At 25.8% G+C, this 15,734-nt stretch carries 14 protein-coding genes; 4 read left to right on the forward strand and 10 right to left on the reverse strand.

The genetic code is table 11. The annotated features are described in order from the left end of the window. Positions 1 to 435 precede the first annotated feature (435 nt). From QZ146_RS04835 to mtxX, 8 genes are all read right to left on the reverse strand, one after another. Entirely contained in the window at positions 436 to 732 is a 297-nt protein-coding gene (locus tag QZ146_RS04835) for a UPF0058 family protein (protein WP_295722526.1), read from the reverse strand. Positions 733 to 1,455: 723 nt separating this feature from the next. After that, the gene (gene hisD / locus QZ146_RS04840; RefSeq protein ID WP_295722527.1) at positions 1,456 to 2,736 is read right to left on the reverse strand and encodes a histidinol dehydrogenase; all 1,281 of its coding nucleotides are present in this window, start codon (positions 2,734 to 2,736) and stop codon (positions 1,456 to 1,458) included. Between the two features lie 27 nt (positions 2,737 to 2,763). After that, positions 2,764 to 4,083: an aspartate--tRNA(Asn) ligase gene (gene aspS / locus QZ146_RS04845; protein WP_295722528.1), complete on the reverse strand. Its 1,320-nt coding sequence runs from the start codon at positions 4,081 to 4,083 to the stop codon at positions 2,764 to 2,766. Between the two features lie 291 nt (positions 4,084 to 4,374). Beyond that, positions 4,375 to 5,661: a glutamate-1-semialdehyde 2,1-aminomutase gene (hemL, locus tag QZ146_RS04850; RefSeq protein ID WP_295722538.1), complete on the reverse strand. Its 1,287-nt coding sequence runs from the start codon at positions 5,659 to 5,661 to the stop codon at positions 4,375 to 4,377. A 136-nt stretch (positions 5,662 to 5,797) separates the two neighbouring features. After that, a complete protein-coding gene (locus QZ146_RS04855) occupies positions 5,798 to 6,430 on the reverse strand; it encodes a cobalt-precorrin-8 methylmutase (RefSeq protein ID WP_295722529.1) in 633 nt (210 codons plus the stop codon). Positions 6,431 to 6,801: 371 nt separating this feature from the next. Further along, the gene (locus QZ146_RS04860; protein WP_365316653.1) at positions 6,802 to 8,103 is read right to left on the reverse strand and encodes an NAD(P)/FAD-dependent oxidoreductase; all 1,302 of its coding nucleotides are present in this window, start codon (positions 8,101 to 8,103) and stop codon (positions 6,802 to 6,804) included. Between the two features lie 222 nt (positions 8,104 to 8,325). Next, positions 8,326 to 8,997: a DUF4012 domain-containing protein gene (locus tag QZ146_RS04865; RefSeq protein WP_295722530.1), complete on the reverse strand. Its 672-nt coding sequence runs from the start codon at positions 8,995 to 8,997 to the stop codon at positions 8,326 to 8,328. A gap of 293 nt (positions 8,998 to 9,290) precedes the next feature. Then, entirely contained in the window at positions 9,291 to 10,043 is a 753-nt protein-coding gene (mtxX, locus tag QZ146_RS04870; RefSeq protein ID WP_295722531.1) for a methanogenesis marker protein Mmp4/MtxX, read from the reverse strand. Positions 10,044 to 10,418: 375 nt separating this feature from the next. On the opposite strand from mtxX, the gene uppS reads away from it, so the two are divergent. From uppS to QZ146_RS04890, 4 genes are all read left to right on the forward strand, one after another. Continuing rightward, positions 10,419 to 11,183 carry a polyprenyl diphosphate synthase gene (gene uppS, locus QZ146_RS04875; RefSeq protein WP_295722532.1) on the forward strand — a complete coding sequence of 255 codons (765 nt, stop codon included), beginning with the start codon at positions 10,419 to 10,421 and terminating at the stop codon, positions 11,181 to 11,183. Between the two features lie 115 nt (positions 11,184 to 11,298). Next, a complete protein-coding gene (locus tag QZ146_RS04880) occupies positions 11,299 to 11,424 on the forward strand; it encodes a hypothetical protein (RefSeq protein WP_295722533.1) in 126 nt (41 codons plus the stop codon). Between the two features lie 235 nt (positions 11,425 to 11,659). Then, entirely contained in the window at positions 11,660 to 12,421 is a 762-nt protein-coding gene (locus tag QZ146_RS04885) for a TatD family hydrolase (protein WP_295722534.1), read from the forward strand. Positions 12,422 to 12,443: 22 nt separating this feature from the next. Next, positions 12,444 to 12,584, forward strand: a complete 141-nt coding sequence (locus QZ146_RS04890) for a hypothetical protein (protein ID WP_295722535.1) — start codon at positions 12,444 to 12,446, stop codon at positions 12,582 to 12,584. A 152-nt stretch (positions 12,585 to 12,736) separates the two neighbouring features. Here the strand turns inward: QZ146_RS04890 and QZ146_RS04895 are convergent, their stop codons facing one another. Further along, positions 12,737 to 14,269: a hypothetical protein gene (locus QZ146_RS04895; RefSeq protein ID WP_295722536.1), complete on the reverse strand. Its 1,533-nt coding sequence runs from the start codon at positions 14,267 to 14,269 to the stop codon at positions 12,737 to 12,739. 122 nt (positions 14,270 to 14,391) lie between these two features. After that, positions 14,392 to 15,549 carry a tetratricopeptide repeat protein gene (locus tag QZ146_RS04900; protein ID WP_295722537.1) on the reverse strand — a complete coding sequence of 386 codons (1,158 nt, stop codon included), beginning with the start codon at positions 15,547 to 15,549 and terminating at the stop codon, positions 14,392 to 14,394. Positions 15,550 to 15,734: the final 185 nt, after the last annotated feature.

Here is a 15,734-nt window from a genome sequence, read left to right on the forward strand (position 1 = left end):
CAAAGGCACCATTAAAAACAGACCAACAAAAACTAAAAATCAACAAAAAAGAAGAGCAAATATCACTCTTAAAATTTTGCTCTATCTAGCACCCTATTTTTATATAATTACTTTCTTATTTTTAAGACGGCATATAAATTATTTAAAAAAAAAGTTTTAGACTTTTAAAATCAGCACAAAGAAAAATATAAAAAGTAAAAACTAAGAAAAAGGATTAATATTAAAACTAAAGAAATTGAACAAGATAAAAAAACAATCAAAAAGTAAAACAAAAGAAAATAAAAAAGATTAAAAAAGAAGAAAAAACAAATAGAAAAAATTAAAAAATTAGAAAAAAAACAAGAAAATAAGCTAATATTAAAAGAAAATAAACAAAAAATAGAATAAACATGATAATTTCTAAAAAAAAAGAAAAAAATATTAAATAAGATATACCTATTTAGACTCTGCTTTAACAATGTCATTTTCAGATCTTTTAATTAATTCTTGTAAAGCATTAGTAACATTAGGTGGAATTGAACCTTCCTCTTTATTTAATATAACATTAGAAATTGTATTTGCCAATACAAAAATAGCATGTTTATGTTCAGCTTTAGTCCTATGAATATGATGAGGACTAATATTTAAATCAATATACACACTACAATCATTTTCTAATTCATCATTTTCAGCTAAATATTTTAATACATAAACTAAAAATTGATGCATTTGAATCATTTCATCTTTATACATAATTACTCATCCCAAAATATGTATTAAAAATAATAAATCTTATGATTTATCATTTTAATTAGATAAAAGTTTTTAAATAACATTATTTGTCAATTAATAAGTTAAATAATAAATCAATACCCCTTTTAATCATAATATTAAAGATTTTGAAATTTTATTTTTAAAAATTTTAAACAATGAATTATAAGATAGAATTTTAGTAAAAAATTTAGAATAAATTTAGTATTTTTTACTATAAAATATAAATTTCATTTAATGTTAAAATTTAAAAGATAAATTAATTAATTTTATAAAAATTTTATATTTAATAATTATATTTTTAAGTTTATAAACTTTATGTTATTAAAAATACAATTATATTTAAAAGATTTGGATAAACTTTCATTCTATTAAATTTATTATAAAAATTTAAAAATCAATAAATTATATTATAATCCTTTAAAATTAATCAAAATAAACATGGAAATAATCAAAATCCAAAGAATTTATAAGAATAATTTGATAATATTGGTTAGAATGAATTTAAATTATAAAAAAAATATATAATATATTTTTATTTGGAATATGAAAACTCAATAGAATAATTAATAATTGATAATTTAATGGATAAAAAATGTATTATTTATTAAATTAAATAAATTAAATTAAAATCATAAATAAATATACAATTTACACCGATAAATTATAATTAAACAAATAAACTAATGTTAAACTAAATAAAATTTAATTATCCTCTTTAAATCTAATTTTTACGGAGTCTGCATGGGCATAGAAACCTTCATATTCTGCAATAGGAACAATAGTATTTTTAAGTATATTTAAACCTTCTTTTGAAACTTCCTGAACAGTAGGTTTTTTTATAAAATCTTCAGTAGATAATCCTGAATACATTCTAGCACCACCTGCAGTTGGAAGTACATGGTTTGTACCTGAACCATAATCCCCGCAAGCCACTGGAGAATAATCCCCTATAAAAATAGAACCTGCATTATTAATTTTAGATAAAACATTATTATTATCCTTAGTTGAGATTATCAAATGTTCTGGAGCATATTTATTAGTCAAATAAATTCCCTCATCAATATCACTAACAAGAACTATTTTTCCTCTTTTAGAAATTGAAGATTCAATAATTTCTTTTCTAACTGCCTTTTGAGTTAGGCTTTCAATTTCTTGATTAACCTCATTTGCCAAATGCTTAGAGTCAGTTACAAAAATACATGCAGCATTTGGATCATGCTCTGCCTGTGATAAAAAATCATGTGCAATAAATTCTGGATTAGCTGTATCATCTGCAAGAATAAGTAACTCTGAAGGACCTGCTGGAAATTCAATATCTACATCACCGTATACAAGTTTTTTAGCACCTGTAACAAAGATATTTCCAGGACCTACAATTTTATCAACTTTGGGTACAGATTCAGACCCATATGCCATAGCACCTATAGCTTGAGCACCACCAACCTTATATATTTCATCAGCTCCTGCAATATGACTAGCAACAAGAATCGCGGGAGTAATCTTTTTATCCTTACCTGGTGGTGTACAGCAAACAATTTTTTTAACACCTGCAATTTTTGCAGGTATAACAGTCATTAATATAGTAGATGGATAAGCAGCTCTTCCACCTGGAATATAACAGCCTACAATTTCAAGCGGTCTTATGATTTGACCTGCACTAACACCAGAAATAACATCCATATTCCATTCTTTTGGAATTTCCGCCTTATGAAACTTTTTAATATTATTTGCTGCACTTTTAAGTGCATCTATTAGAGAACTATCAATTTCATCATAAGCCTGTCTGATTTCCTCATCTGATACCAACATAGTGTCTAATTTAACACCATCAAACTTTTCAGTGTATGATAAAATAGCTTTATCCTTATTTTCTTTAATATCAAGTAAAATATCGTTTACAGTTGAAATAATATTATTAATGTCTTCTTCTGATCGTTTAATAATTTCTTCCAAATGATCTTCACTATAATTTATTACATTCATCTTATCACTTAAAAAATAAAAAAAGAATTAAGGTGTTAATCTGTGTCTATCCCTTGGGAATAAAACACATTCTCTAATGTTTTCAACCCCAGTTAAAACCATATTTAACCTATCAGCACCAAGACCCCAACCTGCATGTGGAGGCATTCCATATTTAAATGCTTTTAAATATGATTCAAATGATTCTGGAGATAAATCTTTAGCAATCATTTGTTCTACCAAAAGGTCATATTGGTGGATACGAGTAGCTCCTGATGATAATTCAAGATTTTTATACATTAAATCAAAAGCATGACATTTTTGGCTTTGATCTTCACATGGCATTACATAGAAAGGTTTAATTTCGGTAGGCCATCCACTCAAGAAGTAGAAATCATCCATCGCATCTCCTAAAACTTTTTCAGCTTCACGAGATAAATCTTCACCATATTCCATTTCTATTCCACGAGCATTAATTAAATCAACAGCTTCATCATAATCAATATCTTGGAATTTACCTTGAGGAACTTCTAATTTATAATCTAAAATATCTAATTCATTTGAACAGTTGTCATTAACATCATTGATGAGTTTTACCATCATATCATTTAAGATATTTTTAACATCGGTATCATCCATAAAAGAAGCTTCCATATCAATAGAAATAGCTTCGTTTAAATGTCTTAAGGTATCATGCTCTTCTGCTCTGAAAATTTGACCAATTTCATATACCTTATCGAATCCTGCAGACATCATCATTTGTTTATATAATTGAGGAGATTGTCCGAGGAAAGCTTCTCTTTCAAAGTAAGTAATTGGGAAAAGTTCAGTACCTCCTTCAGTAGCTGAAGCTACAAGTTTAGGAGTATTGATTTCAATAATATTATTATCAGCAAAATATTCACGAATAGATTTAAACATTTGATTTCTAATTTTAAATATAGCTGATACACCAGTTTTTCTTAAATCTAAAAATCTAGAATTTAATCTAGTATCTATCTCTGCTTTTACTTTTTCAGTTGGATCCATTGGTAATGGTTGATCCGCCATATTTAAAACTGTAATTTCAGATGGCAATATTTCAACACCATTAGGTGCCTTAGAAGAAGATTGAACCTTACCCTTAATAGCAACAACAGATTCTTTCCTAAGTGCTCTAATATCTTCCAAAATTTCTGCAGGTAATTTTTTACTTGGCGCAGTAACTTGTATTCTACCTTCAATATCTCTTATAAGTAGAAATATAATTCCCCCTAAATCACGAATTTCATGAACCCATCCCATAATAGTAACTTCTTCATCTATTACATCTTCAGTTACACTACCAGTATAATGGGTTCTTCTTAAGTCTCTTAATAAGTATTCCACTTAATTCACCTCATATAATAAAAATAATATGATAAATATTTTTTTAATAAGAAATTAATTTTATAAAAATAATTATAAAAAAGAATTTATTATAAAAAATAATTTTAGAAAAATTATTTCATATATACTCAATATTTAATATTTTTAATTAATAAACTTTATATAAAAATACCTAATAATACAAAGATTTTTTTGATAATTATAAATGATATTTAAATCTTTGATATGGATTTTTTTATGATAAAATAATATTAATAAAATTAAATTAAATAAAATAAAAAATGATATAAATTATTCTTCATCATCCTCTTCAGGAGGCAATTCAAATGCTATTCTTAATGATTTTTCAATTGCATCAGCGGTTTTATCCAAATCATCTTCTGTATGTTTAATAGATACAAAATTACATTCATATTGACTAGGTGGGATGAAAACCCCATTATTAAGCATTTCTTTAAAATATGTTAAGAATTTTTTTGTATCGCAAGTCTGCACATCAGCATAGTTGTGAACCTCTTTATCTGTAAAGTATGTCTGGAACATTGAACCTATACCAATAGCTCGAATATTTAAATCAAGATCCTCAACAATATCGTTAATTGAATCTCTTAAATATTGACCTTTTTTATTTAGCTGATTATAAAATTCATAGTCTAATTGTTCCATAGTTGCAAGACCTGCATTAATAGTAATGGGATTTCCATTAAAGGTACCTGCTTGATAAATTTTACCCTCTGGCGCCATTAATTTCATAATATCCTTTCTTCCTGCAACAGCACCAACAGGGAAACCTCCACCTAATATTTTACCAAAAGTAACTAAATCAGGTTTAATATCAAAGTATTCTTGAGCACCTCCCCTTGCAAGTCTAAAACCAGTAATGACCTCATCAAATATTAATAGTATATCTTTTGATTCTGTAATTTCACGTACAAATTCTAAAAAACCTTCATCTGGCACTACACATCCAATGTTTCCCATTACAGGTTCAATAATCACAGCAGCTATATCATCATCACTTGCTATAAGTTTTGTTAATGCATCCTCATCATTAAATGGGCATGATAAGGTATTTTTTGTTGTATCTTCAGGAATACCAAATGAATCAGGTAAACATGCACCAGCAGAACCTGATTTTACAAGTACATAATCATGTGCACCATGATATGTTCCTTCAAATTTAATAATTTTATTTTTACCAGTATAACCTCTTGCAAGTCTAATAGCACTCATTGTAGCTTCAGTTCCAGAGTTACAAAATCTGACCATTTCAGCACATGGAACCCTACTTACTACTTCTTTTGCAAGTTTTATCTCTGCTTCTGTTGGAGCACCATAAACAGTACCAAGTTTTAATTGATGAGATATTTTATGAGTAATTTTTTCATTAGCATGACCTAAAACCAATGGCCCATAAGCAAGACAATGATCAATATATTCATTTCCATCAACATCATAAATTTTACAACCATAACCTTTCTCAACAAAAAAAGGATAAGGTTCATATGCTCTTACAGGAGAGTCAACTCCTCCAGGAATATAATCTTTAGCTATAATAAACATTTCTCTAGATGACATCATTTGAATCACGATTTATTCTTTTTTTTAGTTATTATTTGTTTAAAATTAATAAATTAATAATCTAATTAATTAATGAATTAAATTAATAAGTTATTTGCCTAAAAAATTAAATTGTTAAAATATTTTAATTACATTAATAATTTTCATTTTTTAAAGTTGATATTAAACTATTTATACATGCAACAGCAACAGGTGTTCCTCCTTTAGGCCCATGAGTGATTACATGAGGAATCTCTGTATTTGCCAGTACTTCTTTTGAATCAGCAGCTTTTACAAAACCTACGGGAACTCCAACTATTGACCTTGCATTTAAGTCTTTAGATTCTACCAATTCAATTGATTTTAAAAGTGAAGTTGGAGCATTTCCAATAACAATTATTCCTTCAAAACCTTCAAGAGCAGCATATTCCATTGCAGCAGCTGCCCTAGTAATACCTTTATTTTTTGCATATTCTTTAACTTTTTCATCTTTAATATAAGAATATACATTTCCATCATATTGGGTTATTCCAACTTTAACCATATTAATATCAGTTAAAATGTCTTCATGTTTTTCAAGTGATTTAAGACTTAAATCTACAAAATCATTACTTATAGATACAAGTTTTCCATATTCAGAATCTGCAGTAGAATGTACAATTCTCTCAACAATATCCTTTTCTGCGGGATTTAAATCTTTTATATCCTCACTAATAAGTGAACGTATAATATCTCTACTTTCAGTAGCAATATCCATACCTTCTTTAGTTGATGCTCCCATAAACATTTTATCACATTATTTTTCTTTATGCATTTAAATAAGTTTAATATTTTATATAATTAATAAGTATATTATTAAAAGTTTTTATAATTAATTAAATTTTCAAATATAATTAAATTATTTTAAAAATTTTGAAACTATAATTTAAAATAAAATTTTATATATTATGAAAAAATAGTAAAAATCTAGTTTAAAACGAGAATATAAAATAAGATTATCCTAATAAAATATTGCATATACTACATTCCACATATCCGAATACTATTGGTTTAAAACTAATACTGAATTTAAAAATAATAGTGCTGTTTTAAAACTAATAGTGCTATTTAAAACTAATGTGCTGTTTTAAAACTAATACTACTAAATTTAAAACTATACTATTTTAAACTCATAGCTGCAGATTGACCTGCCAAATATCCTGTTGTAAAGGCTATCATCAAATTATATCCTCCTGTTGGACCGCATACATCCAATGTTTCACCAGAAAAGTAGAGACCAGAAACAATTTTTGATTCCATAGTTTTAGAGTTAATCTCATTTAGATTTACTCCTCCAACAGTTAGAAATGCTTTTTTATCCATTATTCCTGTAACAGTTAATCTAAAGTTTTTAAGAATTTCAACAATTCTATTTCTATCCTTTTTTGTTAAATTAGCCAAAGTAATATTTTCATCAATATTGATTTTATCTAAAAAGTATTTGATAAAATTATTAGGCAAATATTTCCTTAAATAATTATGTAATTCCTTTTTAGAAGTTGAATCTGCAATAAATTCATTATTAATTATATCTCCCGGGATTTCTGGCAGAAAATCAATATTTATATCTTCATTTTTAAAGTTTCTCCTTTTTTCAAGTAAGTCATAATCCTGATTTTTAATAAAATCATTACTAAGGTTAAGTACTGCTGGACCTGTAAGACCATTATGGCTTATAAGCATATCACCAAAACTTTCAATATTTTGATTTTGGCTATTTTTAAATGAAAGTTTTATGTTCCTAAAGCTTAATCCTTTAAGAGATATTAAACTATTATCATCTATGATAAAAGGAAAGGTTCCTGGTTTTAATGTAGATATATGATGATTGAATTTTTCTGCAATTCTACAGCCATCACCAGTTGAACCTGTAAGAGGATAAGTTGCACCTCCTGTTGAAACAATGAGTTTTTTTGCTTTGATTTGTTTATTGTCATTAGACTTTATTTCAAATATATTGTTGCAATTAAGCTCCACATCAATTACATTAAAATTAAATTTAATATCAATAGCATTTTTATTTAAATAAGATTTTAAAACATCTAAAACAGATTGAGACGTGTCAGTAATTGGGAAAACCCTATGATTTTCTTCCTCTTTAAATTCAAGCCCTTTTTTCCTAAATATATCAAGTAATTTTTCGTTTTTTAAATTATAAAATGAGTGTTTTAAGAATTTAGCTTCAATTTTACTGTATTTGTTAAGTGTTTGTTTAATAGGAGTGCAATTAGTAATATTACAACGACCCTGACCTGTAATTAATAATTTACATCCACAAGAATCATTCTTCTCTAAAATTGCAATTTTTATATCATTGTCTTGGCTAGCACTAATAGCAGCCATCATTCCACTAGCCCCACCACCAATAATTGCAATATCATATACCATAAAATTTAATATATAATTTAGTATTATTAAAATTTTTTAGAAGTAGATTAAAATATAATAAACTAAATTTTAAAAAAAAAGTGAAAATAAAAAAATCCTATTAATATATTTTAAATATAAATAAAAAAGGAATACATAAGTCAAAATAAGTTTAAAAATAAAAAACAATTATTAAAAGCATATGGAAATTAAATAAAAATGAATTATTAAATAAGTAAAATTATTCACTTATCTTTAATTTTTAAAATTTTTAAATTAATTCATTGTTTCAAGGCCTCTCATGTATAAAAAAGTAGTGAAAGCACCTTTAGGAGTCATAACAATATTGCCTTGAGAATATTGGCTAAAAGCTTCCTGAACCATAGCAGATTTAACACTTGGATCTTTTGCATTATTAATAACTTCCCTAACAATATCCATCATAGAAACATTAGCATTACCTCCGCTATAAGGGTCTCCTATTATATCAAAAGAATTAGGGGTAAATGTTTTATTGCCAACAGTAACAGGTCCTGCTTCTTTTAAAATAGCAGATAATGCCTCTGCATTAATAGCAATTACTCCATCAATTGAAACATTACAATTATATTCAACAATTTCTTTAGCATTGCCCATTGATGATTGATCATCATCATACCAGAAAGCATCATGAAGAAGTAATGAAGATCCTGCACCTTTATTCTGTGCTTCGATAGGTTCCTGTTTATTTGGATCAACCATACCAGAAGGATATACGGGAGAATAATTTTTAAAAGTTCCATTTTCTAAGTGAATAATAAATACCATATCACATGCACCCATACCCAGACGAGGTTCACTTTCATCAATAATACATAACAATACGTCCTTATCACCTTCAGCCATATCTCCATGATAATTATCCGTATCAAAAAATAGAATACCTGCATAATTTACAAGTAAACCCATCAATAACACAAATAGAATTGCAATTATTAATTTATTAGTTCTTTCCCTATTACTCACTTAAAAAATATTTATAATTATAAATTTCAAAATCTACAATAAATTATAAAAATAATTGATTAAATATAAATATAATATAATATTTATCAATATATTTAACATATATTAAAATTTATTTATTGATTTATTTTTATTTTATAATTTATATGGAAATTATTTGAAAACTTGAAATTGAAACTTAATAAAAATTAATCTAATTATTTAGTAAAGATATTAACTATATTAAATTCATTGACTTATTGTAAAGCTTGTTTCAATTTAGCGAGCTCATATGCCAAAAATAAACTTCTTCTATAACCTTCAGCACTTTGGTCTCTACTTGTATCTATATATATTTCATCTATCCCCAAAGTTACAGCACCATAACTTGGCCATTTACATAATAAAACCAAAATTCTAAAGATATAATTTCCAATTATACCATCTGGAGCAACAATAATATTGTTTTTATCATTAATTGCTTGTTCAATGAGAATATAATAATTTTTTACACTAAAATCAATATTTTTAAATTTAGTATCTTTAGCTAAATCATCTTTAACTAACTTTTCTAAGATTTCACTATCCTTTAGGGCAAAATCAACGTTAGGATTTCTATTATAATCATCAGCCCTACCCGAAGATAATATTGCAATTTTCGGAACTTTACCTAATTTTAAAATAAATTCACTCGCCTGCTTTATAATGACCTTTTTATCTTCTACAGTCTGACCCTCATCAATACCAACTGGCAATATTAAAAAATCATAATCATCAGAGTGTATATATGTTCCACGATTAATAGAGGTGTTATTACTTGATTTTTTTAAACTTTTAATCACATCAGAAGCAGACAAGGAACCTCTTACTACACCGCCAACATCAGGATTATTTATAGCTTCCAATAATCCTTTATTTGATTTAACAAATTCTACTTCAAAGTCTTCTATATTTGAAGCTCCTTTTAGAATATTTGTATTTTCACCTAATCCTGCAACAATTTTTATCATATAATAAAATAATATTTATAAATTAATAAATTTATTTATAAAAATAACTATTAGTAAAATCTTTGTAATTATTTTTAAAAAAGAAAATATAGTTTAAGGTATTATTTTAAAATGTAGAAAATATTATAAAAAAAAATAAAGGATAATATTCATTTTTTTTTATGAATTAAAGCAAATTAATAATTTAAAAATTAATTAAGAGTGAAAGTATAATTAAAGATTGATAAAAAAATTAGAAAAAATAAAAAATAATATAACATAGATATAATATAAATATTTATTAATTATAATTATAGAATATCAATAATTAATTTTTAAATTATAAATAATTAATTATAAATTGATTTTATTAAAAAAGTAATAAAAGGTTTGAAAATGGCAGTGAAATTTATCTATAGCCTATATGAATGGTACATAATGAAACATTTAGACCCTGAAAAAATGCCTAAGCATATTGCTATAATTATGGATGGAAACCGTAGGTACAGTAAGATACAGGGAAATATAGATGTTGTAAAAGGTCATGAAATAGGTGTTGACACCTTAGAGAAAGTATTAGATTGGGTTATAGATTTAGGTATTGAAATTATTACTGTTTATGCATTCTCTACTGAAAATTTCCATAGGAACCCCCATGAAGTAGAGGGTTTAATGAAATTATTTGTAAAAAACTTTAAAAGATTAGTTACCCATGAAAAAATTCATAAAAACGAAGTTAAAGTTAATGTTGTAGGTAAAACTGAACTTCTACCTGACGAAGTTAAAGAAGCTATAAGAGAGGCTGAAGAAGCAACAAAACAATATAAAAAACGGGTATTTAACCTTGCAATTGGATATGATGGTAGACTTGAAATTATAGATGCATTTAAAAAAATCTATAAAAAAATCAATGATGGGCAAATTTCAATAGAGGAGTTAGATGAAAATCTTATTAGCGAACATTTATATACAGCAGGTATAGAAGATCCTAATCTAATCATTCGTACCAGTGGAGAGGAAAGACTAAGTGGATTCCTCCTATGGCAATCATCATATTCTGAATTATACTTCTGTGATACATTATGGCCAGAATTTAGAAAAACTGATTTTTTAAGAGCAATACGAGACTATCAAGCGAGAGATAGACGTTTTGGTTCATGATTACTATTTTATTTCAAAAAATTTTTTTAATCTTTTATATAAAAACCATACTAAAGTTAAAAAAATGATTACCTCTCTAAATATAATCATTACTTGTTAAAAGTGAGGTATTTTAATGTATGATTATAAAGAATCTGAAAAAAGAGCTAAAGAAATTTTAAATAGTGAATTAGAAATTAAACATCAAAAATTTTTACCAGAATCAATGAAAATAGGATTTAACGAAGGATATTATACTTGAGTACCAAGTATTTTTATTGATATTAGGGATTCTTCCAATTTATTTATATTAATAAAAATGTTGAAGAAAAATTTGAAAAGAAACAACATCCGGATATGGAAAGATTTATACTGGATAATCATTTATCCTGAATTTAATAAATGAATTAATAATGAATTTAAAGATTAATAGTTATATTCTAAAATATTTTAAAGATTTTTTATCAAAATAATTAAATACAAAAGATTGTGATTTTATGATAGATAGCCATTGTCATATTGATTTTGAAGAATTTGATACTGACCGAGATGATGTTATAAAGCGAGCACAAGAAGTTCTTGAAGCGGTGGTAGATTCTGGAACAAGTTATGATTCAAATCAAATGGTTCTTGAGTTAAGTGCAAAATATCCTAATTTTATATATCCTAGTTTTGGTTATCATCCAGTAGCATCACATACAAAAACAGATGAAGAGATTAAATTAGCTCAAAACTTTTTAATCGAACATCTTGATGAATATGTGGCTCTTGGCGAAGTTGGAATGGATTATTATTATGTAAGAGATAAAAGCTTTCGAGAAAGGCAAGGTAAAATCTTCACTTCATTTGTAGAAATAGCTAATGAATATAAAAAACCACTTTTAATCCATGCAAGAAACTGTGATAATAAAGTATTAAATATAATAAAAGAATATGATAATATACCTTATGTAGTATTCCATTGTTATAGTGGAAGTTTAAAAACAGCAAAAAAAATCATGAAATATGATAATTATTTTATGAGCTTTTCTACTATGGTTTGTTACTCTAAACAACATCAGGAACTTGTTAAAAACATCCCTGTTGAGTTTATGCTAACAGAAACAGATAGCCCTTATCTTGCACTATCTCGTGAAGAGAGAAATGAACCTGCATTTGTAATGAGAGGTGCTCGTAAAATTGCTGAATTAAAAGAGCTTAGTCTTGAATATGTAAATGAGATTACCTCATATAATGCTAAAAAAGTATTTGATATTTAAATAAAATAAAAAGGTGATTATTATGATTGGAAAACTTGTTAAAATTGGTTTAAAAAAAGGTATAAAAATGACAGCAGTAAAACATGGTGTAAAATATATTGGAGTGCCTGTAGCTAAAAAAGTTACTAAAAAGGCATATTATCATTTTATTGAAAAAGAATAAAATTTAATTATTTTAATAATATACTAAATAAAATACAATTTTATTTAAATAAAAAAAATAATATTTTATTATTTATAGTAAATTACTAAATTTTTATTATACTTGTTTTAAATAATTATAATAATTTGGTAAACAACTATAAATAAGATTTTTTAATTATTTTCTTCTTCTTTTTTAATTTTTTCCTCTACAAGATCTACTACTTTTTTAAATAATATTTTTTCATCATCCACATCAGGATTTTCAAACATAACTGCCTGATATGAACCTAATACAAGTTCAGTGGATTTTGCAGAATCATAACCCTTTTCTGATAATATTTTAAATAATCTTTCCTCTTCACCAGATAATTGGAAGTCAGGATTTTCACCATCTATTTGGTTATTATCAATAACAGAACCATCAGTCATTTCACCATGTAAATCATTAGGCATTTCAACATCAACATTATTATTTAGCTCATAATTGACAAAAGTACCATCATAATGCTGTTGATTAGGATTAAGTTCAAGGGATTTGTCTAATGCTTTTTTTGCATTAGAATTAGAACCTAATTGTTTTAAGAAATAATATTTATCATACCACAAATCTGAAGAATCTTCGAACTTTTTAAGTGCTTTTTGATTAATACCAAGAGCCCTGTTTAAGTCTCCGTTTGATGCTACTGCAAAGGAGTATTGTCTGTAAACTTCAAGGTCATTATCATCAATTTCTAAAGCATTTTTAAATGAATTTTCTGCACTTTCAAAATCTCCTAAACTAAGATGTACAAATCCTTTAAAGGTTAATGCATCTATATTTTCTGGATAAAGGTCAATAACCCTGTTGATTGAGTCAAGTGCCATTTCAAATTTCATCTGATTAAATAAAATAGCTGATTTTAATAATAAACCATCAAGATTTTCCTCATCAATCTCTAATGCCTTATCAATAAAGTCTATTGCTTCATCATACTTTTCAAATTGTGCTGCACCATTAGCTTTATATAAGTATTTTTCAACTTCATCTTCAACATTTTGATCAATTTCATCATATATTCCCTCAAGAATTTTATCCCTCTCTTCTGGATTTAATTCTTCTTCCCTTTTATGTTCATGGTCACAGCAGTCACCATCATGATAGTGATGGTGGTGAGAATCATCACAATCACATTTATCATAGTCGTGGTCTACTTCTTCAAATATTTCAATATTTTCATCAAATTCAGGAGTAATGCCAGTTTTTAAATCTTGTGCAGATAAACCGGTTAATTCAAAAATTCCCTCTAGAACAATAGGATAATTTTTTTCTAAATCGTCTACAAATTCATTAATTTCATCATCTTTTGATTGGAGATGTAAAATAGATATTTTAAGAAGATAACCTTCTTCAACATTAGGATCCAATTGGATGATTTTCTCTGCAACCTCCAATGCTTCATCAAGTCTGTCCATATATGTTAAGATATATGATTTAATGGATAATGCTTCTAAATTATCTTGTTCTAAATCAAGAATAATATTTACATATTTTAATCCACTTTCATAATCTTCTTTTGCAAGATATAAATCAACCATTGGAGGAATTACTTCTTCTATTTTATAGTTTTCATTATATAAGTTTTCAAAAATCTCTAAAGATTTGTCGTATTCTTTTTCTTCATAATACTTATAAGCTTCATCAAAGTCTTTATCTAAATCAGCCATATTTAAAACCTCAAAAAATGTAATATTATAAAATTAAGTTAATAAATAAAATAAATCAAATGTTAAATTAAAATAAACTAAATTATGTTAAATTAAATTAAACTAAACTAAATCTAATTAAATTAAAAGAAATTATCCAATGTTACCTCTTTTTGACTTTTATCATCCTTTTCTTTTTTATTCAACAATTCTTTTTCTTCATCCTTCACTTTTTTAATCTTATCTTCATAATCTAAATCGGCAATATTTTCTTCATCATCAAAATGCCTATCTTCATTAGATAAATCATATATATCATTTTCATCAGAAGTTTCACTGTCTGTACTTTCATAAGTTTGAGGATGACTTTTGAATGTTTTTGTAGAAGATAATTCTGAATCAGAGGATAAATTAGGAACTTTATCCTCCAATTCATGATTTTTTTCAATTATGGATTGATATTCAGAGTTTAAAGCAAAATCTTCTAAATCAATTGTTTCTTTTGATTTGATTTCATCATTTATCTTATCAATCATATCTGCAGGTGCATAATTGCTAATTAAATAATAACGCCTATCATATAAAAGGTCCAAATCATTAGAAAATAAATCGAGTGCATTAGTATTAATCTCTAATGCCTTATCATAATTGCCAATGGATGCATATTCATCTGCATACTCCTGATAAATAGTAATATCTTCTGGAATAATGGAAGTTGCCTTATTAAATATTATATCTGCATCATCAAAGCGATTTAAAGAGCATAACAACATTACTTTAAGTTTTAAAGCTTTAAATGATTCAGGATTATCTTTTAAAATATTTTCAACAATATCTAAAGCATGCTGATTTAAATTCAATTCATGCAAATACTGTGCTTTTTTAAATTGAGTTTTCAAATCCTCTTTAATTTTTAAGGTATTATTTAAATAGCTAATAGCTTCCAAATACATTTCAACATCAGCAAGTACCTGAGACTTTTGGACATTCAATTCAAAATCATCATGATATTCACAGTTCAATTCATTAAATATATTGGACAATTTATTTTTAAGCTTCAAATCATCTTGTAGATTGATTAATTCTTCATCTGTAATTGTTGAATTAATATCAATTACCTTATTAGAATTAGTAGAATTATTTACTGTATCACTGTTTATATTATCCAAATCCTCTTTATTTTCAGGACTATGATTAAAATGAGAAGTGGTTTTCTGATAATCCTCAGGATTTTTTATAGGATCATCTTCCTTATCTTTTTTCTTGAAAGATTGATAGAAGACATCCTCTAAATTAGTCATGAATAATTTACTCCAAAAAATTAATATAAAAATTCCATTATTTTATATTTTAAGAGTTTATTATATAAATTATTTATCAATAAATGCAATGCTGTCAAGCTAAGAAAATTTTGATTTTTTAAAAGCTATCTTGAATGTTTGATTTGCATTTTTTATGATAATATTTATCTTTTTCTCTTTCTTCA

It is taken from the genome of uncultured Methanobrevibacter sp. (genome assembly GCF_905235195.1).
In the GTDB taxonomy this organism is placed as follows: Archaea; Methanobacteriota; Methanobacteria; order Methanobacteriales; family Methanobacteriaceae; genus Methanarmilla.